Below are 22,010 nucleotides of genomic sequence, written 5' to 3'. Positions count from 1 at the left end.
GTTCATGGATCACGCCCGTATCGATGCCGCTATCGATGCACTCGCCACCGAGGGTTGGTGCGTGCTCGAAGGCCTGCTTCCCGATGAAGCGACGGCAGCGCTGGCGAGCGAGTGTGCGGCGCTGCATGCGTCGGGCGACCTGACGGCCGCGCGTATCGGGCGGGAGAAAGTGGCTTCCACCCTGCGTGGTGATCACACCCGCTGGTTCGAGATGCAGGCACCCACCGCGGCGCAGCGGCCTTACGTCGATGCGCTGGAAGCGCTGCGCGTGGCTTTCAATCGCAGCCTGATGCTGGGCCTGGTGGAAAGCGAAGCGCATTACGCCGTGTATCCGCCCGGCGCGCGCTATGCCCGCCACCTGGATCAGCCGCGGCAGCTCGAAGCGCGCGTGGTATCGACGGTCTATTACCTCAACCCGGATTGGCGCGCGGAAGATGGCGGCGCGCTGCGCCTGTATCTGGACGACGGCAGCCACCACGACGTGCTGCCGCACGCGGGCGCGATGGTGTTGTTCCTGTCCTCGCGCTTCGAGCACGAAGTGCTGCCCGCCACGCGCGAGCGCATGAGCATCGCCTGCTGGATGCGCCGGCGCGAGCCGGGTTCGCCGATCTGAGCCGGCGCGCCTGAGCCTCAGTCCGCCAGCGCGTTGAAGCGCGCGGCGATGTACTCATCGGTGAAGCTGGTCATGTCCATGCCGCGGATAAAGCCGCAATGGCCGCCGTGCGGTGCGATGTCCAGCTCCACGCAGGGTGCCAGCTCCAGCTTCTCGAACGCATCGACGGGGATCACCGGATCGTCGCGCGAGGTGAGGATGGTGGTCGGGATCCGCATCTGCTTGAGCGCGGCGCCGGCCACCGAATAGCCGTCCAGATAAGCCTGCAGCGAGCCGAAGTCGGTATGACGCAGCACCAGCGATTCGGTGAGGCCGCGCAGGTTCTGTTTCAGCTCGTCCAGCTCGAAATATTGCCGATGCGGAAACGCCGCCTGCTTGGCGCGCAGCGAGCGGCGCCATTTGCGCAGGAAGTACGCCTGGTAGAACCACGGCGCCGCTTCCTCCAGCGAGAACAGGCCCTCGCCCGGATCGACGATCGGACACACCGCCAGCGTGTAATCCAGCGGCACGCCGGTCTCCGGCGCGCGCAGTGCGGCGCGCAGCGCGAAATTGCCGCCCAGCGAGAAACCGGCCAGCACCAGCTTGCGCGAGGGCCAGCGCCTGGCGATATCGCCCAGTGCATGCACCACTTCGTCGATACGGCAGGAATGGAACAGCGCCTCGTTGAGCGGGTGGCTGTCGCCGTGGTCGCGGAAATTCAGGCGGAACACGTCCCAGCCCTCGGCCAGCAGCCGGCTGCCGGTCTGCAGCACATAGGTGGAATCGACGCTGCCTTCCCAGCCGTGGAACAGCACGGCCAGGCCGCGCGCCTCGGGCAGCTTGTGCTGTCTGGTGTAGGCGCCGGTCAGTCGCACGCCATCGCCGCCGTTGACCATCACTTCTTCCGCGCCTTCGCGCACGGTCTGCGCGGCGCGCGGCAGCAGCTGGCGGCGTACGCCGCTGGAAGACAGCATGGTCTGGATATGGCCGCTGGTCAGCGGCCATGCCGGGCGGAAATCGGCGCCTCGGGGGAGGCTCATGCGGTGCGGTCTTCCAGCGCCGCGGCGATGCGTTCGCGTGACAGCTCGGCCATGCGGCGGCGCGCATCCGGCATGGCGGGGACCGGCTCGAGGAAGTGCACCTCGGCGTCCAGCGGCGCCTCGCCCAACAGGCGCAGGAAGTTCTGCATGAAGTTCTCGTGCTCGCGAAAGCCCGCGTCGACCACCCGGCGCCCGGCGCGCGCGAAGCGCAGCGCCACCGGCTGCACCGGCACCTCCGCGTCCAGCGCGGCCTGGAAGATGCGCGCGTGGAATACGCGCATCACGCCGTTGTGGCCGGTGCCGCCTTCGGGGAACACCGCCACCGAGCGGCCGCCGCGCAGGCGGTCGACCATCACCTGCATCACCGTGGCCAGCGAGTGGTTGCTGCCGCGGCGATGGAAGATGGTGCCGCCGCTGGCGGCCAGCCAGCCGACCAGTGGCCAGCTGGCGATCTCCGCCTTGGCCACGAAGCAGGCCGCGCGCTGGCTGTGCAGCAGTTCGATGTCGATCCACGAAGTGTGGTTGGCGACGAACAGCACCGGATCGCGCAGCGGCTGGCCAATGCGCACCGAGCGCAGGCCGAAGATGCGCAGCAGCACGCGCGACCACCAGCGGATCACGCGATGGGCGAACGGCTCGCGGCCGTCCTTCATCACCACGTGCCGGTTCCAGCTGAGGATGCCGGCGCACAGGAACACGCCCAGCACGATATGCAGGAGCAGCAGGGGAATGCGCCAGAAGTAGCGCAGCGGTCGCAGGAAATCTCGGTCCTGGGCGGAGACGGTGTCGGTGCTCATTAGTCGGTTAGTTTAGCGTTAGTCGAACCCTACGTCGGCTGTGCGCATGCGCATGGTGCAGACGGCATTCCACTAACGTTTCAAACTGGCCGCCCGGATGAATCACCGCGCGGCCAAACTGGCTTCGATCAGCCGGCGCGCCATGGCGCCGAGCACGCGCGCCGGACTGCGTTCGCCGAAGGCCTGGCCGGAGACATAGCTGCCTTCGATCAGCAGCAGCAGGCCGTCGGCCAGTTCGTCCGGATCGGGCGCCGCCATGCCCCGGCACAGCTCGCGCAGGCGCTCGCGCAGCGCCTCCTTGCTCTGTACGCCGACCTGGTGCGCGGGGTGGGCGGGGTCCGGGTATTCGATCACCGCATTGGTCAGGCCGCAGCCGCGATAGCCGTCGGTGCTGGCGCGCGCGGCCAGATAGTCGACGTAGGCCAGCAGCTGCGCCTGGGGGTCGTCCGGATGGCCGGCGCCCTGGGCGGTGAAGTTGTCCTGGAAACGGCGGTCGTAGTCGCGCAGGTATTCGGCGATCAGCTCGTCCTTGGAATCGAACGCGCGGTACAGGCTGGGCTTGGTCACCCCGGCGCGGTTGACGATTTCCTCGATGCCGATGGCGCGGATGCCTTCGCGGTAGAACAGGTCGAAGGCGATGTCGCGGATACGGTCCGCCGCGCGGCGCGGCGTCTCGGCGGGTTCCGAGCTTGGGGGCATGGATTTTGTGCGGTTGGACATGGTTCGACCTGTTGACAATGTTACCGATCGGTACGTACTCTGCGCATCCACCCCGTACCGATCGGTAACATGACTATACAACGCCGCCGGCCTTTCGGCCAAAACTACGCCTTCGTGGTCGTCGCCGTGGTGTTCCTGGCCCTGCTCGCCTCGGCCGGCATGCGCGCCACGCCCGGGGTGCTGATGCTGCCGCTGGGCCGGGCCTTCGGCTGGAGCCGGGACAGCGTCTCGTCCGCCGCCGCCGTCGGCATCCTGCTGTACGGCCTGATGGGTCCGTTCGCCGCGGCGCTGATGCAGCGCTTCGGCGTCCGCCGCGTGCTGCTGATCGCGCTGGCGGTGATGGCCGCGGCCGCCGCCTCCAGCGCGCTGATGACCCAGCCCTGGCAGTTGCTGGCGAGCTGGGGTGTGCTGTCCGGCGCCGGCACCGGCTGCGTCGCGGTGGTGATGGGCGCCACCGTGGTCGGCCGCTGGTTCAGCAGCCATCGCGGCCTGATGATGGGCCTGCTCACCGCCAGCACCGCCACCGGCACCTTGATCTTCCTGCCCGGGCTGGCGGCGATCGCCGAATACGTCGGCTGGCAGGCGGTGGTGCTGACCATCGCCGCGGTGTCCGCCGTGCTGATTCCGCTGGCCTGGTGGCTGCTGCCCGAGCGGCCGTCCGATATCGGCCTGCGCCGCTATGGCGCCAGCGCCGACGAACCGGTCGACACCGGCGCCCCGGCCGGTAACCCGTTCGCGCTGACCCTGGGTGTGCTGCGCAACGCCACCCGCAACGGCACGTTCTGGCTGCTGTTCGCCACCTTCTTCGTATGCGGCTTCACCACCAATGGCCTGATCGGCACGCATTTCATCGCGCTGTGCGGCGACCACGGCATCCCCGAAGTACGCGCGGCGGGCCTGCTGGCGATGATGGGCATCTTCGACCTGGTGGGCACCACGGCGTCCGGCTGGCTGACCGACCGCATCGATCCGCGCAAGCTGCTGTTCGTCTACTACGGCTTGCGCGGCCTGTCGCTGATGTATCTGCCGTACTCCGATTTCTCGTTCTACAGCCTGTCGCTGTTCGGCGTGTTCTACGGCCTGGACTGGATCGCCACCGTGCCGCCGACCTTGCGCCTGACCACCGACGCCTTCGGTGAGCGCGATGCGCCGATCGTGTTCGGCTGGGTGGTGGCCGGCCATCAGGTGGGCGCTGCCACCGCCGCGTTCATGGCCGGCGTGCTGCGCGTGCAGCTGGGCAGCTATATGACGCCGTTCGTGATCGCCGGCGCCGCCGGTGTGGTGGCCGCTTTCCTGGCGCTGCGCATCGGCCGCCGCGGCGAGCTGCCGGCGCTGGCCAGCGAGGCGGCGTAAAGACGTAGGTTGGGGTGAGCCACAGGCGAACCCCAACAGACCTTCAGGCGCGTCACAACGTTGGGGGTCCGCTGCGCTCGCCCCAAACCTACGATTCGAGCTGCGACAAAGGCAGCGCCGCCGAGCGCTTCACCGTGCGCAGCACGAAGCTGGAGTTCACGTCGGCCACGCCGGAGGCGTTGAGCAGGCGGTCGAGCAGGAAGCGCGAGAAGTGCTGCAGGTCGGCGACGTAGACGTGCATCAGATAGTCCATGTCGCCGGTCAGCGCGTAGCAGGCCACGATCTCGTCCCACTCGTTGACGTTGCGCACGAAGCGCTCAATCGCCTCGCCCTCGTGCTTGGCCAGCTGCACGCGCACGAAGGCCTGCAGCCCCAGGCCTACCGCTTCCGGGTCGACCTGGGCGCTGTAGCCGGTGAGTACACCCTCGGCCTCCAGCCGCTGCAGGCGGCGCAGGCAGGCGGAGGGCGACAGGTTCACCCGTTCGGCCAGCTCGGCATTGGTGATGCGCCCCTCGCTCTGCAGGACGGCGAGCATGCGCAGGTCGGTGCGGTCCAGGGTGGCCATGCAAGATGCTCCGTCTAATTGATGTTACCGCGCATGATTATTGCGCCATAGACCTCTAGTAGTGCAACAAAACAACCTTCATGCGCGCTCGTGGCCGTATCCTGTTGTCCTTCTACCCGAGGCCCGCCATGGACCACAGCACGCCACGCAAAGTCGAACACCAGCAGACCGATCGCGGTTACGTGCCGGTGTACGCCACCGGCGTGGTCGAGCAGCCCTGGGCCAACTACAGCCAGACCGACCACGACGTCTGGAACACCTTGTACCGCCGCCAGCGCGAGCTGCTGCAGGGCCGCGCCTGCCAGGAGTTCCTCGACGGCGTCGAGCGCTTCGGCATGGGCGAGAACGGCATCCCCAAGTTCGCCGATCTCAATAAGGTGCTGGGCGAGACCACCGGCTGGGAGCTGGTGGCGGTCGAAGGCCTGCTGCCGGACGAAGTGTTCTTCGACCACCTGGCCAATCGCCGCTTCCCGGTGAGCTGGTGGATCCGCCGCCCCGACCAGCTCGACTACCTGAGCGAGCCGGACCTGTTCCACGACCTGTTCGGCCACGTGCCGCTGCTGCTCAATCCGGTGTTCGCCGACTACATGCAGGCCTATGGCCGCGGCGGCATGAAGGCGTTCGGCATCGGCCCGGAGGCGCTGATGAACCTCACGCGCCTGTACTGGTACACGGTGGAATTCGGCCTGATCAACACCGGCGAAGGCATGCGCATCTACGGCGCCGGCATCGTCAGCTCCAAGGGCGAGTCGATCTACTCCCTGGACTCGGCCGCGCCGAACCGCATCGGCTTCGGCCTGGAGCGGGTGATGAATACGCGCTACCGCATCGACAGCTACCAGCAGACGTATTTCGTGATCGACAGCTTCGAGCAATTGTTCGACGCGACGCACCCGGACTTCACCCCGATCTACGCCGACCTGAAGACGCACGAAGCGCAGGCGGCCGCCGATGTGCTCGACCGCGACCGCGTGTTCAACCGCGGCACGCGCGAAGGTTTCGCGACAGACGCCGATACCTGAGCCGCACCGAAGTCCACGCAAAGACCCGCTCCGGCGGGTATTTTTTTATGCATGCGCGAGAACTGTGATGCACCTCGCATGTGCGGCGGATCGCCGCGCCAAACCTTCACGATGCCTAGTACTTGATTCGGATCAGATGCGCGACCACGGCGCAGCGCCAGCATGGATGCGCTATCCGAAACCGCACAAGGACACGCCATGAAATTCCTGCTTCCGCTGCTCGCTGCGGCGAGTCTCGCCGTGGCCCTGCCCGCGCATGCCAACGACGATGCCTGGGTACTGCGCTTCGGCGCCCATGTGGTCGATCCGAAATCGAACAACGGCACGCTCGCCGGCATGAAGGCCAAGGTCAGCAGCGATCTCAAGCCCACTGCCAGCGTCGAATACCTGTTCACCCCGAACTGGGGCGCCGAAGTGCTGGTCGCCGCGCCGTTTCGCCACAACGTGCGGCTCAATGGCACCCAGGTGGCCCAGGCGCACCAGCTGCCGCCGGTGCTGGGCGTGAACTATCACTTCATGCCCGAGCGCACGGTGTCGCCGTTCCTGGGCCTGGGCCTGAACTACACGCGCTTCTTCAACATCGACGGCAAGGGACCGCTGCATGGCACCAAGGTCGATATCGACAGCAGCTGGGGCGTCGCCGCGCATGCCGGCGTGGACGTGCGCATCGCGCCGCGCTGGAGCATCACCCTCGACGTGCGCTGGATGGACATCGCCAGCGAGGTGAAGGTCGACGGCGCGAAGGTCGGCCGCGTCACCGTCAATCCGCTGGCCTATGGCGTGAGCTTCGCGTATCGCCTCTGAGCCTGATGTCATATGAGCCCGGTGTCATGCGCCACGACGGTGGCGCATGACATCACTCACGACACGAGTTTCCTGGCGCGCTTCAATTCGCTGACCGCCAGCACCTTGGCGATGCGCGTGCCGTCCCAGCAATAGCGGAGATGCTCCGCCTGCACGCACGGCGCCACGCAGTCGGGATAGAACACCGCCACGCATTCGCCGCCCGGATGGCGCGCGCTGTCGTACACGATGCCGTCCGAGCCGTCCGCACGCAGCTGGCGCGCCAGCTTCACGCTGGCCACGTAGCTGTCCGGATCGTGTTCGGCCGGCCAGCCGCCGCGCAGGTCGTGCAGCCTGGCCTGGATGCTGCTGCGGTAGCAGCGCATCTCCACGTCGCACGGCGGTTCGGCGGTGGCGGCGAGGAAGCGCTCGCGGTGGTAGACGGTTTCCTCCACCGCGGTGATCAGGCTGCGCGCGGCATAGAACACGCCCCAGCTGCCGTCGGAAAAACGGCTGCCGTCCGGATTCAGATGGGTGAACGCGGCCATCACCGGCGTCGTGCCGGGGCCGCTGACGCGACGCTCCTGCGGCACCAGCGGCAACACGCCGAGTTCGTCGCGGATGCGCGGATTGGTCAGCGCCTCGATGGCGAACAGCGCTTCGAGATCGGCCGGGTCGGCGATGCGGTCGTACACGCTGACCGGCGGAAAACGGCTGGGCACGATGCGGAGGATCTGGCTCCAGCGAATGCGTTTCAGGGGCGGGGTGTCTGCCATGACGGAAGCTTCTTCACTGTGCCCGGGACACACCAGTATGCGGTGCCGGGGTATCGCCGACTGCGACGCGTGCCGCGCGAGTCACCAGCCGCGCTGCGCGTCCAGGTACTGCCGCACCACGTAGAGATCGGCCACGTTGCCCGACAGCATGCGTTCCAGCGCCGTGCCGCCGCCGAACAGCGATGCCGTATTCGGCTTGCGCACCCAGGCGTCGGCCTGCTTGGTGTCGGGAAAGAGGATCTGCAGGTCCTTGTAGATGCCTAGCAGATAACTGATGCGCTCCAGCACGTCGCGGCCCAGGCTGCCTTCCTGCTGGCGCTTCCATTTGTAGAAGGTCGATTCCGGCGGATCGCCGAGCAGCCGGCGCTGGTCGCTGATGCGCAGCTCCCATTGCTCGGCCAGCTTGAAGAACGCACGCAGGGCCGGACCGCCAAGCTCGGTGGCCGCGACGAATTCGGGCTGGAGGTGGGCCGCCATTGTCGACTCTCCATGTGAAGTTGACGTGCAGTTTACTCCATATATGGAGTTCACGCCACTGGCGGCCACCGCCCTGCCCGGCGCCCCGTTCAGGGCTTGCCGCCGTCCTTGGCGCAATCGCAGCCGAACGCCGGCTCCGGCCCGCCCTCGTCGATAAAGCGGTCGATGCGCTGCTCCAGCACCGGCAGCGGCACCGAGCCGATCTCAAGCACCGTGTCGTGGAAATGGCGGACGTCGAAGCGGGTGCCCAGCGCCTGCTCGGCCTTGCGGCGCAGTTCCAGGATCTTCAAATAGCCCAGCTCGTACGACAGCGCCTGCCCCGGCCAGCTGATGTAGCGGTCCACTTCGTTGGCGATCTCGCGCGCGGACAGCGCGGTGTTGTCGGTGAGGTAGTCGATCGCCTGCTGGCGGGTCCAGCCCATGTGGTGGATGCCGGTGTCCACCACCAGCCGGCAGGCGCGCCACATCTGGTAGGTGAGATAGCCGAAGCGCTCGTAGGGCGTCTTGTAGATGCCCATCTCGTTGCCCAGGTATTCCGAGTACAGGCCCCAGCCCTCGCCATAGGCGGAGATATAGCCCTGGCGGCGGAATGCCGGCTGGCCCTTCTGCTCGGCGGCCAGCGCCAGCTGCAGCGAATGGCCCGGCGCCGACTCGTGCAGGGTCAGCGCCGCCACGTTGTACAGCGGGCGCGACGGCAGGTCGTAGGTGTTGACCAGGTAGGTGCTCGCACCGCCGCGGCCGGAGGTGTAGTACGGCGCGATATCCGGCGCCACCGGCACGATCGCGAAGCGCTGCCGCGGCAGCCGGCCGAACAGCTTGCCGAGCTGGCCGTCCACCTGCTTGGCCACCCAGGCGCTGCGCATCAGCAGTTCCTCGGGTGTCCTGGCGTGGAACTGCGGGTCGCTGCGCAGGAACGCCAGGAACTCGGGAAAGCTGCCCTTGAAGCCGCTTTCCTGCATGGTCTTGACCATCTGCGCATGGATCTTCGCCACCTGCTCTAGGCCGACCTGGTGGATGGCGCCGGGGTCCAGGTCCAGCGTGGTGTATTCGACGATCTGCTGGCGATACCAGGCCTTGCCGTCGGGCATGGCTTCGGCGGCGAGCGTGGTGCGGGCGCGCGGCACATATTCCTCGCGGAAGAACTTCAGCAGCGTGGCGTAGGCCGGAACCAGCTTCTGCGCGATGGTCTGCTTCGCCTCTTCGCGCATGCGCGCGGCGTCTTCGGCGGACACGCTGGTCGGCATCTGCTCGAACGGCTTGTAGAAGCTGCTCTGGGTGGGGTCTTTCAGCTGCGCCACCGCCACGATCGAGGCATCGCGGCCATCCAGCACCGCGCGCGGCACGCTGAAGCCGCGATCGAGGCCGTCGCGCATGTTCGCGATCTGCTGGGCGAAGTAGCTCGGCACCTGGCCCAGGCGGTCCAGGTAATGGCGATAGTCCTGCGGCGTGCGCAGTTCGTCGGCATTGAGCACATAGCCCAGGTCGCTCCAGAACGCAGAGTCGCTGTTGAACGGCATCTGCCACTGCTTGTACTGCTGCCCGGCGAGCAGGTTCTGGATCTGCGTGCGATAGACGGCGTAGTTGACCTTGTCCTCGGCGCCCAGCTGCCTGGGGTCGACCGCATCGAGTTCGGCCAGGGTCTTCTTCCACTTATCCAGCCGGCGCTGCTGGCTGGCGGCGTCGACGTCGTCCAGGCGCGCATTGCTCGGCTGCGCCTCGCCGGCGTTACTGATGCCGGCCTGGCCGTTGCGCCAGGCCCATTCCTGCTCGTAGATGCGATGGAAGCGCGCGGCGGTGTCATCCGCCCAGGCGGGCGTGGCGAGCGTGAGCGCGGCCAGCGCCAGCCAGGTCATGCGATGGGGGTTCTTCACTAGGTGGTTTCCTTTGCTTCCGGCGCACAAGCCAGCACGGCATCCTCCACGCTCCAGTCATCCAGCGCCTGTGACGGAAGCTGGGGCAGCGCCATGCGTTGCAGCGCCGCGCGTGCCTGGTCCTTCAAGCGGGCCACGCGCAGCGCGATGCCGCGCGCATCCAGCCAGGCGACGAAATCGCCGAGCGATTCCAGCACGGTGCCGTCCAGGTCGGGCGATTCTTCCAGGCTCAGCACCACATAGCGCAGGTCCGTGCGCGCGGCCACACGCTGGCGCACCTGCGCGAGCACCGCCTCGGCGTTGGCGAAGAACAGCGGCTCTTCCGGCCGCACGATCAGCACGCCCGGCACTTCGCGCGCCTGCGCATGCGCCGCCACGTCGACGAAATCGTGCCCGCCGTCCAGGCGCCCGAGCACGCTCAGGCGCGGCGTGGCGAGCCGGCGCAGCAGCATGATCAAGCTGAAGGCGATGGCGATCAGCAGGCCATTGAGAATGCCCACCGACAACACCGCCAGCACCGCCGCCAGCGCTACCAGGCGGTCGCGCTGCCAGCGCAGGTAAGGGGTGAACACGGACAGGCGCAGCGACTTGCTCACCGCATGGATCACGATCGCCGCCAGCACCGGCATCGGGATGCGCTCGATCCACGGCAGCAGGAACAGCACCATCAGCAGCACGCCGGCCGCCGCGACCAGGCCGGCCAGGCGTGAACGCGCGCCGGCCGCTTCGTTGGCCGAGGTGGCCGAATAACCCGCGCCCACCGGCATGCCGTGCAGCAGGCCGGCCACCACATTGGCCAGGCCGAACACCGCGAGGTCGCGGTTGAGATTCACCGGATCGCCATGCTTCAGCGCGAAGTTGCGGATCGAGCCATACGACTCGGCATACAGGATCAGCACCAGCGCCGCCGCCAGTTCGACGCTCGGCAGCCATTGCCCGCTCGATGGCCAGGTCGGCCAGGCCCACTGCGGCGCCAGCCGCATCGCACCCACCAGCGCTACGCCGTGGCTGGCCAGCCAGCCCGACGCGGCGATGCCCAGCGCGATCGCCAGCAGGCTGCCCGGCACCCGCCGCAGGCGCTCGCACAGGAACAACAGCAACAGCGCGACCACGCCGATGCCCAGCGCCGCCGGCTTCATGCCGCCGAGCTCGCCGGCCAGGTTCAGCAGCAAGCCCGGCACGAAATCGCCGTGCAAGGCCGGCACGCCCAGCAAGGCCGGCAGTTGCTTGAGCGCGATCACGCAGGCCAGGCCGAAGGTGTAGCCGCGCAGCACCGGCCGTGCGATCAGATGCGAGAGGCCGCCCAGCCGCAATGTGCCGGCAAGCAGGAAACACAGGCCGGTGAGCACCACCAGCCCCGCCACGATCGCCGCGCGCGAAGCCGGGTCGCCGCCTTCCAGCGCCAGCGTGCCGGCGGCCAGCACCGCGGCGGACGAGGACGTGGCCGAGACGATGGCGTAGCGGCTGCGCCCGAACACGCCATAGCAGACCAGCCCGGCGAACAAAGCCATCACGCCGGCCTGCGGGGGCAGCCCCGCGATGCCGGCATAGGCGACCGCTTCGGGCAGCAGCAGGCCGGCGATGGCCAGGCCGGCGAGCAGGTCGACCGCGATCCCCGGCGCCGCCCTGGCGGCGGCCGCGTCGGCGTTCACCCGATCACGCCCGTCCAGCCAGGCAGGTAGGCCGCGTCGTGCGTATGCGCGTGCAGCAGGGCTTCGTCGATCAGGCGCTTGCTGATCTTGCCGCCGGCGAGCTTCAGGCGGCGGCGATAGAAATCCGCCCACAGGAATTCGGCGTACGGCGTGGCGTCCTTGGAATAACCGCCAGCCTGGCGCAGGCGCGCGGCGAGGGTGCGATAGGGATCGTCGACGAGCTTGTCCAGGCCGGCGGGAATCGCGTCGTAGGCGATGCGTTGCCCCAGCGCATCGTACGGATGCGCCCAGCGGTTGAATTCCATGGTGCGCCAGAACACGTCCGGCTCCAGCCAGGAGAAATCCCGCTGCACCATCACCGGCACGCTTTTCACGCCCTCTTCGAGCAAGGCCAGGCCCAGATGATGGTGGTCCACGATATAGACCTTGTTCTTCGGCCCCAGCACGCCCGGGAACCAATGCGCGTCGATCAGCTCCTTGCGCTTCTTCTTGCCCAGGCTGCGCCAGATGCCGCGCTTCTCAGCCACTTCGGCCTTGCCGACGGTGACCTGGGTGGGCCGCAGCTTATCGGGCGCGACGGTCAGCAAGGGATGACGTACATGCGGCTCGGACATGGACAGTTCCTCAATGGACAGCGCACCGGCTGACAGCGCGGCGCGCCGAGAGTAGCCCAAGCCGCCCACAGCTTCCTGCGCCAGCGGCTGGGTTAGGCTGGGCGTCCCCCATGCAGCCACCACGGCCACGCCATGCGCGCTCCCCGCTCCGCCATCTGCTTCGCTCCATTCGTTTTCGCGCTGGCCCTGCCCGCCATCGCCCAGGCGCAGGACGACTTCGCCCGTTGCCTGGCCGAGCTGGCGCCCAAAGCGGTGCAGGCGCGCGTGCGCGCCGATACCTACCAGCGCTACACGCACGAGCTGGTGGCCGATCCCACGGTGATCGATTCGCTCAACCGTCAGCCCGAGTTCGTGATTCCGGTGTGGGATTACCTGTCGGCCCTGGTCGACCAGGAGCGCGTCGATGACGGCAAGGCGCGGCTCAAGCAATGGTCGGCGGTGCTGGAGCGCGCGCAGCAGACCTATGGCGTGGACCCCGCCACCGTAGTGGCGGTGTGGGGCGTGGAGAGCAACTACGGCCAGCAGTTCGGCCAGAAGCCGCTGCTGCAGTCGCTGGCCACGCTCTCGTGCATGGGGCGGCGGCAGGAGTATTTCCGCACCGAGTTCTTTGCGGCGCTGCGCATCGTGCAGAGCGGCGATATCGGCGCGGACGAGTTCAAGGGTTCCTGGGCCGGCGCGTTCGGGCATACGCAGTTCATGCCGTCCACCTTCGAGCGCGTGGCGGTGGATTTCGACGGCGACGGTCACCGCGACCTGATCGCCAGCGTGCCGGATGCGCTGGGCTCCACCGCGCATTACCTGCAGATGTCGCATTGGCAGGCGGGGCAGCCGTGGGGTTACGAGGTGAAGCTGCCCTCGCTGTCCGAGAGCAGGTCGTCCGAGAGCAGGCCGTTCGACAGCAAGATCAACGGGCGCACCGCCAAGCGGCCACTCAGTTACTGGAGCGCGCAGGGCGTGCGCCTGGTCGACGGTTCGCCCCTGCCCGGCGGCGACGAGCCGGCAGGCCTGGTGCTGCCGGCGGGCGCGCAGGGTCCGGCGTTCCTGACCTTGCGCAACTTCGACGCGATCTATGCGTACAACGCGTCGATCAATTACACCTTGGCGATTGCGCTGCTGTCGGATCGGCTGCACGGCAAGCCGGGGATGGTGGCGTCCTGGCCCACCGACGATCCCGGCACCTCGCGCGCGGAACGCCGCGAGATCCAGCAGTTGCTGATCAACCGCGGCTACGACATCGGCACTGTCGACGGCATGGTCGGCGACAAGACGCGGCAGGCGATCCAGGAAGAGCAGCGCAAGCGTGGCTTGCCGGCGGACGATGGCCGGCCGGGGCAACGGATCCTCAAAGCCCTGCGCCAGTCCCCGTGATGCGTAGGTTGGGGTGCGCCAAAGGCGAACCCCGACATGCGGTTCAGCCCATGCCCTCGTAATAACCGCGCATGGCTTCGAGATAAGCATCCAGGTCGCGCCCGCGTTGCGGCGCGAAGCGCTCGCCGGTGGGCCGGCAATCGGCGATGCGGTCGGGGCGGAAGTTGCGGAAGCCTTCGCGCAGGCGGCACCAGCTGCCCAGCGTCCACTTGCCGCCCCAGAACGCCAGGCACAGCGGCTCGACTTCGCGCGTGCTGGTGCGGCCGGCTTCGTCGGCGTAGTCCAGGCACAGCACCTGGCTGTCGCTGATGGCGCCGTTGAGGCGGTCGATCATGGCGGCGAAGGCGACGCGCCCGGCATCGCGCCACACCGGCGCGTAGATGCGCGTCCGCGCCGCGCGCTCGCGCAGCTCCGGCGGCAGCACCGCCTCGATCTTCAGCAGCGCCGCCTGCGCGCCGGCGGCGAGCTTCTCGCCGGCGAAGGCGCGCACGAAGCGCGTGCCGACCACCAGCGATTCGAGTTCGTCGGCGGTGAACATCAGCGGCGGGATGTCCGAGCCCTTGCGCAGCACGTAGCCGACGCCGGCCTCGCCTTCGATCGGCACGCCCGAAAGCTGCAGATCGGCCACGTCGCGATAGACGGTGCGCAGCGAGACCCCGAGCGTGTCCGCCAGACTCCGCGCCGGCAGCGCCGTGCGGCGCCCGCGCAGGGCGTGGATGATGAGGAACAGGCGGTCGGCGCGGCGCATCCGCACATGATCGCCGAGCCGCGCGATGGCGGCCAGCGCCGGATGTCACGGCGCAGCGCATCCATCACCGCGCTGGCCGCGGCCGTGCTCACAGGTGCCGGATCTCCGCCGGCGTTTCCATCCAGTTGTTATGGCGCCCGTCGAAGTAACGCACCGGCGCCTCGATCAGCTCCTGCGGCCCGACGTCGTCGAGGCAGGCGAGGTTGACCGAATAGTAGGCACCGCCGGCTTCCTCGATATAGCCATGGCCGAACGGATGCACGCCGCAATGCGTGCAGAACACGTGGTGACAGCTGTTGGTGTTGAACTGGTAATCGGCCAGCTCGCCTTCGCCGGCGGTCAGGCGGAACGCCGCGGGCTTCACGCTCGCGCCCCAGAAACGCATCTTCCAGCAGACCGAGCAGTTGCACTTGCCGGTGCCGGCCGACAGGTCGATATCGGCTTCGTAGCGCACGCGGCCGCAATGGCAGCTGCCGTGATAGGTCTTGGTCATCGGGTGATTCCTCGGATGGAGTGCCACGCGGCGGCGGCGATGGCCAAGGTCGCGGCCAGGCCGCTGGCCGGTTTCGGGGTGCGCCTGGCCAGTGCCGGCGACGGGCGGTATTGCCCGTCCAGCGACAAGCCGCTCAGGAACAGCGGCCGGTAGGCCATCAGCGCGCGGTTGATCGGGTGATTCATGACGTAAGCCTCAGACGGTGACGGCCCGCTCGCCCGCATACCAGGGCGGCGGCGCGGCGTGCTTGAACAGGCGGTACCAGTGCTCGCGGTCGCTGCCGCTGTACAGATCCAGCGTGCGGATCACCTCGCGCGCCAGCTCCACGCTGCCCAGGCTGCTGGCGGTGATGAAGCCGCCGTCGCTGACTGCCAGCGCATCGGGGTCGTACTTCTCGGAGCCGTCGTAGACGGCGCCATAGCCGCCGACGAAGCCGGAGAAATTGCCGGTGTGGCGGCTGCGCGCCATCAGCCCGTGCCGGGCCAGCGCCAGTACCGCGCTGCTGATCGCCGCGACGGTGCCGCCGGCGGCATGCACGCGCTCGGCCGCGTCCACCGCTTCCTGCCCTTCGCCGCGCTGCCACAGATGGCCGCCGGGAAGGATCAGCAAAGCCGCGCGGGACAGGTCGATCCGGTCCAGGGTCTGCTCGGGCGTGACCTGCAGGCCGCCCATCGAGCTGACCGTGCGGGCCGAAAAGCCCACCGTCACGATGCGCCAGTCGCCCGGGCGGCGGATCTCGCACAGGGCGAGTGCGGCTTCCCAGTCGGCGAAGCCGTCGAACACCAGGAAATACACAGTGTCACGCATGTTCAGTTCCCTCCATTTCGATGCCTTGCCGGAGTCCCTTGGCGGGCTCCGGATAACGGGACGTTCCTGGTAATGACGAATGAAGGCGGCGCGCCACGACATCGCGCCGCCGCCCTCGCCCGCCGCCCGGCCCGTGCCGGCGGCGGGGAGCGGGCTTCAGGTCACTGCCGGGACCATAGGCCCACCCGGTTGCCCTCGCTGTCCCGGAATTGCGCGAATGCGCCCTTGCCCTCCGGCAGCACCGTGCGCGGCACGATCACCGAGCCGCCGGCCTCCTCGACCTTGGCCAGGGTCTGCGCCACGTCGGCCACGCTCAGGTACACCGTGCTGCCGTGCATGGACGGCTCGCACTCGTCCAGGCGCATCAGCGCACCGGTGACGTGCTGGTCGGCGTCGTAGGGGAACACTGCCAGCTCCATGCCGCCGAACAGTTCGCTGTGCAGCGAAGTACCCAGCGAGCTGTCGTAGAAGCGGATGGCGCGGTCCATCTGGCGGACCGGGATTTCGAACCAGTTGGTGACGACAGGGTTGAGCATGGCCTTGTTCCTTGTGTTGTCCGAAGGTGTGGGGCGCAGTCTGGGGACCCCCTGCTGCCAACGTGTTGTCAGCAGGCCCCTACGGCCCGCGATGACGGAACGGTGAAGGCGGCGGGCAGTTTTCCGGCTGGCGCGGTTCAGCAACTGCCCGGACAATGCGCGTTCCCATCCGTCACGGACCCGCCATGAAGCCCGTTTCGCTCATCCAGTTCCTGATCGAGGAACGCCGCGCCGGCCGCATCAACGCCGAACTGTCCCTGCTGATCGAAGTGGTCGCGCGCGCCTGCAAGCGCATCTCGGTGGCCACCAGCAAGGGCGCCCTCGGCGGCGTGCTGGGCAATGCCGGCAGCGACAACGTGCAGGGCGAGGCGCAGAAGAAGCTGGATGTGATCTCCAACGAGATCCTGCTCGAAGCCAACGCCTGGGGCGGCCAGCTCGCCGCCTGCGCGTCGGAGGAGATGGAAGACCCGCAGCCGATCCCCGACATGTATCCGAAGGGCAACCACCTGCTGTTGTTCGATCCGCTGGATGGCTCGTCGAACATCGACGTCAACATCTCGGTGGGCACGATCTTCTCGATCCTGCGCTGCCCGGACGGCATCAGCGAGCCCGCCGCCGAGCACTTCCAGCAGCCCGGCACCCGGCAGCTGGCCGCCGGCTACGTGGTCTACGGCCCGGCCACGCTGATGGTGCTGACCTTCGGCCACGGCACCCACGAGTTCACCCTGGACCGCGAGGTGGGCAGCTTCACCCTGAGCCGCCGCGACATCCGCATCCCGGAAGAGACCGCCGAGTTCGCCGTCAACATGTCCAACCAGCGCCACTGGGAAGCGCCGATGCAGCGCTACGTCGGCGAGCTGCTGGCCGGCACCGAAGGCCCGCGCGCGAAGGACTTCAACATGCGCTGGGTGGCCTCGATGGTGGCCGACGTGCACCGCATCGTGACCCGCGGCGGCGTGTTCTTCTATCCGCTGGACGCCAAGAACAGGGCCAAGGGCGGCAAGCTGCGCCTGCTGTACGAAGCCAACCCGATGGCCTTCATCGTCGAGCAGGCCGGCGGCGCGGCCACCACCGGGCGCCAGCGCATCATGGAACTGCAGCCGAGCGGGCTGCACCAGCGCGTGCCGGTGTTCCTGGGTTCGAAGCACGAGATCGAGCTGGCCACGCACTACCACCGGGAAGCCGACGGCGCGCAGGGCTGAGCCATTACAGCGGAACCATCAGGGCGGGCGCGGGAAAGGGACATGCCGGGCGATTTCATCGAGGTCTTCCACGACGCGCTGGCGCCTGAGCATTGCGCCGCCCTGATCGAGCGCTTCGAGCACAGCGGCGACGCCGTGCCCGGCCAGGTCGGCGGCGGCGTGTATCCGGAGCTCAAGCGCAGCAGCGACATCACCATCAGCGGCCGCCCGGAATGGCGCGACGCGGAGACCGCGCTCAACCTGGCCATGCTAGACGGCCTGGTGGCGTATCTGCGGCGCTATCCGTACACGCTGATCGCGCCGCTGATGCTGCAGGTACCCGATCCGGCCAGCGGCGAACGGCGCCGCCTGGGCGAGGCGGATCTCGCGGCGATGGACGACGTCGCCCTTGGCGCGCTGGCGCGGCAGGTGTTCGTGCCCGGTTCGATCAACCTGCAGCGCTACCGCGCCGGCAGCGGCGGGTATCCGTATTGGCATTGCGAGCTGTTCCCGCGCGACGCCTCCGCGCAGACCCTGCACCGGCACCTGCTGTGGACGATCTACCTCAACGACGGCTTCGCCGAGGGCGCGACCGAGTTCCTGCACCAGCAGCGCAAGGTGGCGCCGCGCACCGGCAGCCTGCTGCTGGCGCCGGCCGCGTTCACCCATACCCATCGCGGCAACCGGCCGAGCGGCGGCGACAAGTACATCGCCACCAGCTGGGTGCTGTTCCAGCGCGCCGAGAAGCTATACGGCGGCTGAGCTGTCCCGGTCGGCGCCGCGTCCGTCCCGCGCGGCGCCCCGATCCGGCCTTACACTCGCCCGCCATCCGACCACTTGCCTGCCCACTCCATGCGCCGCCCCGCCCGCTTCGTCCTGCTGCTGTCCACCCTCGCCCTGACCGCCTGCTTCGGCGGCGCGCCGAAGCCCACCCCGCCTCCGCCGCCCACCGTGGTGCTGCCCAAGCTGCGCATCGGCCTGGCTCTGGGCGGTGGCGCGGCCAAGGGCTTCGCGCATATCGGCGTGATCAAGATGCTCGAGGCCAACGGCATCCATCCGGACGTGGTGGCCGGCACCAGCGCCGGCAGTGTGGTCGGCGCGCTGTACGCCAGCGGCATGGATCCGTTCCAGCTGCAGGAGCAGGCCTTCAACCTGGACGAGGCCAAGATCCGCGACATGCAGTTCTTCTCGCGCGGCCTGGTGCAGGGCCAGAAGCTGCAGGACTACGTCAACCAGCTGGTCGGCAACCGCCCGATCGAGAAACTCAAGCTGCCGTTCGCCGCGGTTTCCACCCAGCTGGAGGAAGGCCGCCGCACGGTGTTCGTGCGCGGCAACACCGGCCAGGCGGTGCGCGCGTCCAGCAGTATTCCCGGTGTGTTCGAGCCGGTGGAGATCGGCGGCAAGCACTACGTCGACGGCGGCGTGGTCAGCCCGGTGCCGGTGGACGCCACGCGCCAGCTCGGCGCGGACCTGGTGATCGCGGTGGACATCTCCAGCAAGGCCGACGGTTCCAATCCGCAGGGCATGCTGGGCGTGGTCGGCCAGTCGATCAGCATCATGGGCCAGAAGCTCGGCGAGCAGGAACTGGCGCGCGCCGACGTGGTGATCCGCCCGAAGGTCAACCAGATCGGCGCCACCGATTTCGAGCAGAAGAACCAGGCGATCCTCGAGGGCGAGCGCGCCGCGATGGCGGCCATGCCGGCGCTCAAGGCGAAGCTGGCCGCACTGGAAGCGGCGCGCAAGGCGCCAGCCGCACCGGCGGTGGCGACTCACTGACGTTCTCCGTGCGCAGGCCGCGGCACTTCCTGCCCTGGCCTGCACCCAAGGCGGCTGCTAGCGTGCGGCTTTCCCCGAACGCCGGACTCCGCCCATGCGTCACGCCATCCGCTGGCTGCCTTTACTCGCATTCGCCTTCGCTCCGTTGGCCTTCGCCGACCAGGCGGGCCCCGATCCGCGCATCGAACGCGTGCTCGCCGAACTGGCCAGGACGCGGCCGATCGCGATGGCGCGGCTCTCGCCCGATGGCCAGCGGCTGGCCTGGGTGGTGCGCACCAAGGGCAAGCCGGTGGTGGAGCTGGCCAAGGTCGACGGCAGCGATGCGCATCCGGTCGCTTCGATCCAGGCCGGCAGCTGCAGCCAGAGCGATATCGCGTGGGCGCCGGATTCGCGGCACCTGGCGTTTCTTTCCGATTGCGGCAACAGCGACAAGCACAAGGATCTGTTCGTCGCCGACGCCAATGATCCGAAGGGTCTGAAGAAACTGTCGGTGCTCAAGGGCCCGGCGCAGGACCTGAGCTGGGCACCGGACGGCAAGGCGCTCGGCTTCCTGTACGTGGAGAACGGCACGCGCCGCTCCAGCGCGCTGGAAGCGGCCAAGCCGGCCGAGGGCGAGATTGGCGTGGACGGCGTCGAAGTGCAGCGCGTCGCCACGGTGGCCGCCGCAGGCGGTGCACCGCGCCTGCTCAGCCCCGCCGGCAGCCATGTCTACGAGTTCGCCTGGTCACCGGATGCGCAGCGCCTGGCCTATGTCGCCGCGCCGCCGCCGGGCGACAACAACTGGTGGATCGCCAAGCTGCTCGTGCAGGACGCGCAGCCCGGCGCCGCCGCGCGCGTGGCGGTGGACCCCGCCGCGACGCGCGGCAGCCTGCACGGCCTGCAACTGGCCCTGCCGAGCTGGTCGCCGGACGGCCAGCGCATCGCCTTTATCGGCGGACTGATGAGCGACCAGGGCGCCACCGGCGGCGATATCTACAGCGTGCCGGCCAGCGGCGGCGAACCCGCCAACCTGACGCCTGGCATCCATGTCACACCCGTGTGGCTGGCCTGGAAAGATGCCAGCCACATGCTGGTCAGCCAGGTCGCCGGCGGACACAGCCAGGTGGCGCAATACACGGTGACGGCCGACGCCGCGACGCAGGAGCGCGTGCTGTTCACCCTGCCCGCCACGATCACCGATGGCAGCGCAGCCATGGCGCTGTCGCTGTCCAGGGACCAGGCTCGCGTGGCCTTCGTGCAGCATTCGTTCGCGGCCGCGCCGGAAGTCCACGCCGGCCCGCTCGGGCAGACCCCGCCGCCCGCCGTCACCCACATCAATGCCGACAACAAGCCCACCTGGGGCAAGGCCGAATCGGTGGAATGGGAGCATGACGGCCGCCGCATGCAGGGCTGGCTGATCTATCCGGCCAACTACGATCCGGCCAAGACCTATCCGATGGTGGTGAACGTCCACGGCGGTCCGGCCAGTGCCTTGATCTCGCACTGGCCGCGCGTCGGCTACGGCGGCATCCCGTTCGGGGCGCTGGGCTACTTCGTGTTCCTGCCCAATCCGCGCGGCAGCTTCGGCCAGGGCGAAGCCTTCGTGCAGGCCAACCGCAAGGACTTCGGCTATGGCGATCTGCGCGACACGCTGGCCGGCATCGATGCCATCGAAAAACGCCTGCCGGTGGACGACCAGCGCCTGGGCCTCACCGGCTGGAGCTACGGCGGCTTCATGAGCATGTTCGCGCCCACCCAGACCCAGCGCTTCAAGGCGGTGGTGGCCGGCGCCGGCATCGGCAACTGGCAGAGTTACTACGGCCAGAACCTGATCGACCAGTGGATGCCGCCGTACTTCGGCGCCAGCGTGTACGACGACCCCGCGGTGTACGCGAAGAGCTCGGCGGTCAACTTCATCAAGAAGACCACCGCGCCCACCCTGGTGGTGGTCGGCGACCGTGACGCCGAATGCCCCGCGCCGCAGTCGCTGGAGTTCTGGCACGCATTGCGCGCCCAGGGCGTAGCGACCTCGCTGGTGATCTATCCGAACGAAGGACATCACTTCGTTGACCCGGAGCATCAGCGCGATGTGTTGCAGCGGGCGTTGATGTGGTTCCAGAAGTACCTGCCGGCGGCGCCGTGAGAGCCGCAGGGAATCCACTCGAGAATCTATTCGCGAATCTATTCATCTGAATATGTAAATCTTTGATATTGAATAGATTATTTCCTTGAAATCTATTCAAGTATCTATTCAGCGGATGAAAAACCTTGGGCCGATGGCGTACCGGAACAACCGTCCACAGCGATGGTTGGCGTTGCGGCAAGCGCCGAGTTCACTTCGAGGCATTGGCGCGATAGTTCGGCAGACAGAGCCCGGGCTTGCGTCCGAGTTCTTGTGGTTTTTAATGGCTTTAGAAGAACACCTTAGAGCCATCTTTTCCCTTTAAAGCTCTAGTTGAAGCTATAACATAGATGATATATAAAAGCTTTAATTCAAGCCATATGTGGATTTTTTTCACATAAGAGACGTATTTATGTCCCTTACAAGTTCTCATAATAATCGCAGCACGGAAGAGTGGGAGCATGCAGTCGGCTCCCAGATCCATGCCCTACGGATACGCAAACGCGTCGATCAAAAAGAGCTGGCCAGTCTGGCCAACGTGAGCGTCAGCGCGATAAAGAACCTGGAAGGTGGCAAGGGTTCGACGCTCAAGACCTTCATTCGAGTGCTCCGCGCCCTCGATCGCACCGACTTGCTTGACGCCATCCAGCCGGAAATCACGGTCAGCCCGTTGGACGTCGTGCGTACAGGCAAGACTTCCACGCCGCTGCGCGTCGTCAAGCCAAGGAAGAAGTGAGA

The 22,010-nt window shown here is 67.8% G+C and carries 24 protein-coding genes; 10 read left to right on the top strand and 14 right to left on the bottom strand.

Annotated features, from left to right (window positions below; all coding sequences use genetic code 11):
- The first annotated feature begins 4 nt into the window (after nucleotides 1-4).
- Nucleotides 5-613, top strand: coding sequence for a 2OG-Fe(II) oxygenase (locus tag AB4083_RS15080; protein ID WP_441608898.1), 609 nt, complete (start codon nucleotides 5-7; stop codon nucleotides 611-613).
- 17 nt (nucleotides 614-630) lie between these two features.
- On the opposite strand, the gene AB4083_RS15075 is transcribed toward AB4083_RS15080, so the two are convergent.
- From AB4083_RS15075 to AB4083_RS15065, 3 genes are all read right to left on the bottom strand, one after another.
- Nucleotides 631-1,632 (bottom strand): YheT family hydrolase, encoded by a 1,002-nt coding sequence (locus tag AB4083_RS15075; protein WP_441608897.1) that lies wholly within the window; start codon nucleotides 1,630-1,632, stop codon nucleotides 631-633.
- Complete coding sequence (locus tag AB4083_RS15070; protein WP_441608896.1) at nucleotides 1,629-2,429, bottom strand: lysophospholipid acyltransferase family protein; 801 nt, start codon at nucleotides 2,427-2,429, stop codon at nucleotides 1,629-1,631. The genes AB4083_RS15075 and AB4083_RS15070 overlap by 4 nt, the downstream gene beginning before the upstream one ends.
- Nucleotides 2,430-2,531: 102 nt before the next feature.
- The gene (locus tag AB4083_RS15065; RefSeq protein WP_441608895.1) at nucleotides 2,532-3,149 is read right to left on the bottom strand and encodes a TetR/AcrR family transcriptional regulator; all 618 of its coding nucleotides are present in this window, start codon (nucleotides 3,147-3,149) and stop codon (nucleotides 2,532-2,534) included.
- 69 nt (nucleotides 3,150-3,218) lie between these two features.
- On the opposite strand from AB4083_RS15065, the gene AB4083_RS15060 reads away from it, so the two are divergent.
- Nucleotides 3,219-4,502 carry an MFS transporter gene (locus AB4083_RS15060; RefSeq protein WP_441608894.1) on the top strand — a complete coding sequence of 428 codons (1,284 nt, stop codon included), beginning with the start codon at nucleotides 3,219-3,221 and terminating at the stop codon, nucleotides 4,500-4,502.
- 88 nt (nucleotides 4,503-4,590) lie between these two features.
- Here AB4083_RS15060 and AB4083_RS15055 read toward each other — a convergent pair whose 3' ends face one another.
- The gene (locus tag AB4083_RS15055) at nucleotides 4,591-5,067 is read right to left on the bottom strand and encodes an Lrp/AsnC family transcriptional regulator (protein ID WP_167252836.1); all 477 of its coding nucleotides are present in this window, start codon (nucleotides 5,065-5,067) and stop codon (nucleotides 4,591-4,593) included.
- A gap of 128 nt (nucleotides 5,068-5,195) precedes the next feature.
- On the opposite strand from AB4083_RS15055, the gene phhA reads away from it, so the two are divergent.
- Complete coding sequence (phhA, locus tag AB4083_RS15050; RefSeq protein WP_441608893.1) at nucleotides 5,196-6,089, top strand: phenylalanine 4-monooxygenase; 894 nt, start codon at nucleotides 5,196-5,198, stop codon at nucleotides 6,087-6,089.
- Nucleotides 6,090-6,287: 198 nt separating this feature from the next.
- Nucleotides 6,288-6,893 carry an OmpW/AlkL family protein gene (locus AB4083_RS15045; RefSeq protein WP_441608892.1) on the top strand — a complete coding sequence of 202 codons (606 nt, stop codon included), beginning with the start codon at nucleotides 6,288-6,290 and terminating at the stop codon, nucleotides 6,891-6,893.
- A gap of 56 nt (nucleotides 6,894-6,949) precedes the next feature.
- Here the strand turns inward: AB4083_RS15045 and AB4083_RS15040 are convergent, their stop codons facing one another.
- The 5 genes from AB4083_RS15040 to AB4083_RS15020 all read right to left on the bottom strand — a co-directional run bounded on the left by AB4083_RS15040 (nucleotide 6,950) and on the right by AB4083_RS15020 (nucleotide 12,262).
- Nucleotides 6,950-7,648, bottom strand: a complete 699-nt coding sequence (locus tag AB4083_RS15040) for an RES family NAD+ phosphorylase (RefSeq protein ID WP_441608891.1) — start codon at nucleotides 7,646-7,648, stop codon at nucleotides 6,950-6,952.
- 81 nt (nucleotides 7,649-7,729) lie between these two features.
- Nucleotides 7,730-8,125, bottom strand: a complete 396-nt coding sequence (locus AB4083_RS15035) for an MbcA/ParS/Xre antitoxin family protein (protein ID WP_441608890.1) — start codon at nucleotides 8,123-8,125, stop codon at nucleotides 7,730-7,732.
- Nucleotides 8,126-8,214: 89 nt separating this feature from the next.
- Nucleotides 8,215-9,978: a DUF885 domain-containing protein gene (locus AB4083_RS15030; RefSeq protein WP_441608978.1), complete on the bottom strand. Its 1,764-nt coding sequence runs from the start codon at nucleotides 9,976-9,978 to the stop codon at nucleotides 8,215-8,217.
- A gap of 17 nt (nucleotides 9,979-9,995) precedes the next feature.
- Nucleotides 9,996-11,648 (bottom strand): SulP family inorganic anion transporter, encoded by a 1,653-nt coding sequence (locus AB4083_RS15025; RefSeq protein ID WP_441608889.1) that lies wholly within the window; start codon nucleotides 11,646-11,648, stop codon nucleotides 9,996-9,998.
- On the bottom strand, nucleotides 11,645-12,262 hold the full coding sequence (locus tag AB4083_RS15020; protein ID WP_441608888.1) for a ParB-like protein: 618 nt from the start codon (nucleotides 12,260-12,262) through the stop codon (nucleotides 11,645-11,647). The genes AB4083_RS15025 and AB4083_RS15020 overlap by 4 nt, the downstream gene beginning before the upstream one ends.
- Before the next feature lie 132 nt (nucleotides 12,263-12,394).
- Between AB4083_RS15020 and AB4083_RS15015 the strand changes: the two genes are divergently transcribed.
- On the top strand, nucleotides 12,395-13,630 hold the full coding sequence (locus tag AB4083_RS15015; protein WP_441608887.1) for a lytic murein transglycosylase: 1,236 nt from the start codon (nucleotides 12,395-12,397) through the stop codon (nucleotides 13,628-13,630).
- Between the two features lie 43 nt (nucleotides 13,631-13,673).
- Here AB4083_RS15015 and AB4083_RS15010 read toward each other — a convergent pair whose 3' ends face one another.
- The 5 genes from AB4083_RS15010 to AB4083_RS14990 form a co-directional block, all read right to left on the bottom strand.
- Entirely contained in the window at nucleotides 13,674-14,378 is a 705-nt protein-coding gene (locus tag AB4083_RS15010) for a helix-turn-helix transcriptional regulator (RefSeq protein ID WP_441608886.1), read from the bottom strand.
- Nucleotides 14,379-14,466: 88 nt separating this feature from the next.
- The gene (locus AB4083_RS15005; RefSeq protein WP_441608885.1) at nucleotides 14,467-14,871 is read right to left on the bottom strand and encodes a GFA family protein; all 405 of its coding nucleotides are present in this window, start codon (nucleotides 14,869-14,871) and stop codon (nucleotides 14,467-14,469) included.
- Entirely contained in the window at nucleotides 14,868-15,056 is a 189-nt protein-coding gene (locus tag AB4083_RS15000; protein ID WP_441608884.1) for a hypothetical protein, read from the bottom strand. The genes AB4083_RS15005 and AB4083_RS15000 overlap by 4 nt, the downstream gene beginning before the upstream one ends.
- A 10-nt stretch (nucleotides 15,057-15,066) precedes the next feature.
- Nucleotides 15,067-15,678 carry a DJ-1/PfpI family protein gene (locus AB4083_RS14995; protein WP_441608883.1) on the bottom strand — a complete coding sequence of 204 codons (612 nt, stop codon included), beginning with the start codon at nucleotides 15,676-15,678 and terminating at the stop codon, nucleotides 15,067-15,069.
- Nucleotides 15,679-15,839: 161 nt separating this feature from the next.
- Complete coding sequence (locus AB4083_RS14990; protein WP_441608882.1) at nucleotides 15,840-16,214, bottom strand: VOC family protein; 375 nt, start codon at nucleotides 16,212-16,214, stop codon at nucleotides 15,840-15,842.
- A 185-nt stretch (nucleotides 16,215-16,399) separates the two neighbouring features.
- Here AB4083_RS14990 and AB4083_RS14985 point away from each other — a divergent pair, with 185 nt between their 5' ends.
- The 5 genes from AB4083_RS14985 to AB4083_RS14965 all read left to right on the top strand — a co-directional run bounded on the left by AB4083_RS14985 (nucleotide 16,400) and on the right by AB4083_RS14965 (nucleotide 22,008).
- On the top strand, nucleotides 16,400-17,416 hold the full coding sequence (locus tag AB4083_RS14985; RefSeq protein ID WP_441608881.1) for a class 1 fructose-bisphosphatase: 1,017 nt from the start codon (nucleotides 16,400-16,402) through the stop codon (nucleotides 17,414-17,416).
- Between the two features lie 42 nt (nucleotides 17,417-17,458).
- A complete protein-coding gene (locus AB4083_RS14980; RefSeq protein ID WP_441608880.1) occupies nucleotides 17,459-18,157 on the top strand; it encodes a 2OG-Fe(II) oxygenase in 699 nt (232 codons plus the stop codon).
- 90 nt (nucleotides 18,158-18,247) lie between these two features.
- Entirely contained in the window at nucleotides 18,248-19,171 is a 924-nt protein-coding gene (locus AB4083_RS14975; protein WP_441608879.1) for a patatin-like phospholipase family protein, read from the top strand.
- A gap of 94 nt (nucleotides 19,172-19,265) precedes the next feature.
- Entirely contained in the window at nucleotides 19,266-21,293 is a 2,028-nt protein-coding gene (locus AB4083_RS14970) for a S9 family peptidase (protein WP_441608878.1), read from the top strand.
- Nucleotides 21,294-21,684: 391 nt separating this feature from the next.
- Nucleotides 21,685-22,008 (top strand): helix-turn-helix domain-containing protein, encoded by a 324-nt coding sequence (locus AB4083_RS14965; RefSeq protein WP_441608877.1) that lies wholly within the window; start codon nucleotides 21,685-21,687, stop codon nucleotides 22,006-22,008.
- The last annotated feature ends 2 nt before the right edge of the window (nucleotides 22,009-22,010 follow it).

The organism is Dyella sp. 2RAB6, from assembly GCF_052115385.1.
Classification (GTDB): Bacteria; Pseudomonadota; Gammaproteobacteria; order Xanthomonadales; family Rhodanobacteraceae; genus Dyella_D.
Note: the sequence above shows the minus strand (reverse complement) of the source record. Positions and strands in the feature narration are given on the sequence as shown.

Coding starts and splice junctions, on each gene's coding strand:
- AB4083_RS15030 (WP_441608978.1), bottom strand. CDS start 9,978: ATGACCTGGCTGGCGCTGGCCGCGCTCACGCTCGCCACGCCCGCCTGG.
- AB4083_RS15010 (WP_441608886.1), bottom strand. CDS start 14,378: ATGCGCCGCGCCGACCGCCTGTTCCTCATCATCCACGCCCTGCGCGGG.
- AB4083_RS15035 (WP_441608890.1), bottom strand. CDS start 8,125: ATGGCGGCCCACCTCCAGCCCGAATTCGTCGCGGCCACCGAGCTTGGC.
- AB4083_RS15075 (WP_441608897.1), bottom strand. CDS start 1,632: ATGAGCCTCCCCCGAGGCGCCGATTTCCGCCCGGCATGGCCGCTGACC.
- phhA (WP_441608893.1), top strand. CDS start 5,196: ATGGACCACAGCACGCCACGCAAAGTCGAACACCAGCAGACCGATCGC.
- AB4083_RS15000 (WP_441608884.1), bottom strand. CDS start 15,056: ATGAATCACCCGATCAACCGCGCGCTGATGGCCTACCGGCCGCTGTTC.
- AB4083_RS15055 (WP_167252836.1), bottom strand. CDS start 5,067: ATGGCCACCCTGGACCGCACCGACCTGCGCATGCTCGCCGTCCTGCAG.
- AB4083_RS14995 (WP_441608883.1), bottom strand. CDS start 15,678: ATGCGTGACACTGTGTATTTCCTGGTGTTCGACGGCTTCGCCGACTGG.
- AB4083_RS14970 (WP_441608878.1), top strand. CDS start 19,266: ATGCGTCACGCCATCCGCTGGCTGCCTTTACTCGCATTCGCCTTCGCT.
- AB4083_RS15045 (WP_441608892.1), top strand. CDS start 6,288: ATGAAATTCCTGCTTCCGCTGCTCGCTGCGGCGAGTCTCGCCGTGGCC.
- AB4083_RS15015 (WP_441608887.1), top strand. CDS start 12,395: ATGCGCGCTCCCCGCTCCGCCATCTGCTTCGCTCCATTCGTTTTCGCG.
- AB4083_RS14980 (WP_441608880.1), top strand. CDS start 17,459: ATGCCGGGCGATTTCATCGAGGTCTTCCACGACGCGCTGGCGCCTGAG.
- AB4083_RS14985 (WP_441608881.1), top strand. CDS start 16,400: ATGAAGCCCGTTTCGCTCATCCAGTTCCTGATCGAGGAACGCCGCGCC.
- AB4083_RS15020 (WP_441608888.1), bottom strand. CDS start 12,262: ATGTCCGAGCCGCATGTACGTCATCCCTTGCTGACCGTCGCGCCCGAT.
- AB4083_RS15040 (WP_441608891.1), bottom strand. CDS start 7,648: ATGGCAGACACCCCGCCCCTGAAACGCATTCGCTGGAGCCAGATCCTC.
- AB4083_RS15070 (WP_441608896.1), bottom strand. CDS start 2,429: ATGAGCACCGACACCGTCTCCGCCCAGGACCGAGATTTCCTGCGACCG.
- AB4083_RS14975 (WP_441608879.1), top strand. CDS start 18,248: ATGCGCCGCCCCGCCCGCTTCGTCCTGCTGCTGTCCACCCTCGCCCTG.
- AB4083_RS14965 (WP_441608877.1), top strand. CDS start 21,685: ATGTCCCTTACAAGTTCTCATAATAATCGCAGCACGGAAGAGTGGGAG.
- AB4083_RS15060 (WP_441608894.1), top strand. CDS start 3,219: ATGACTATACAACGCCGCCGGCCTTTCGGCCAAAACTACGCCTTCGTG.
- AB4083_RS14990 (WP_441608882.1), bottom strand. CDS start 16,214: ATGCTCAACCCTGTCGTCACCAACTGGTTCGAAATCCCGGTCCGCCAG.
- AB4083_RS15080 (WP_441608898.1), top strand. CDS start 5: ATGGATCACGCCCGTATCGATGCCGCTATCGATGCACTCGCCACCGAG.
- AB4083_RS15065 (WP_441608895.1), bottom strand. CDS start 3,149: ATGTCCAACCGCACAAAATCCATGCCCCCAAGCTCGGAACCCGCCGAG.
- AB4083_RS15005 (WP_441608885.1), bottom strand. CDS start 14,871: ATGACCAAGACCTATCACGGCAGCTGCCATTGCGGCCGCGTGCGCTAC.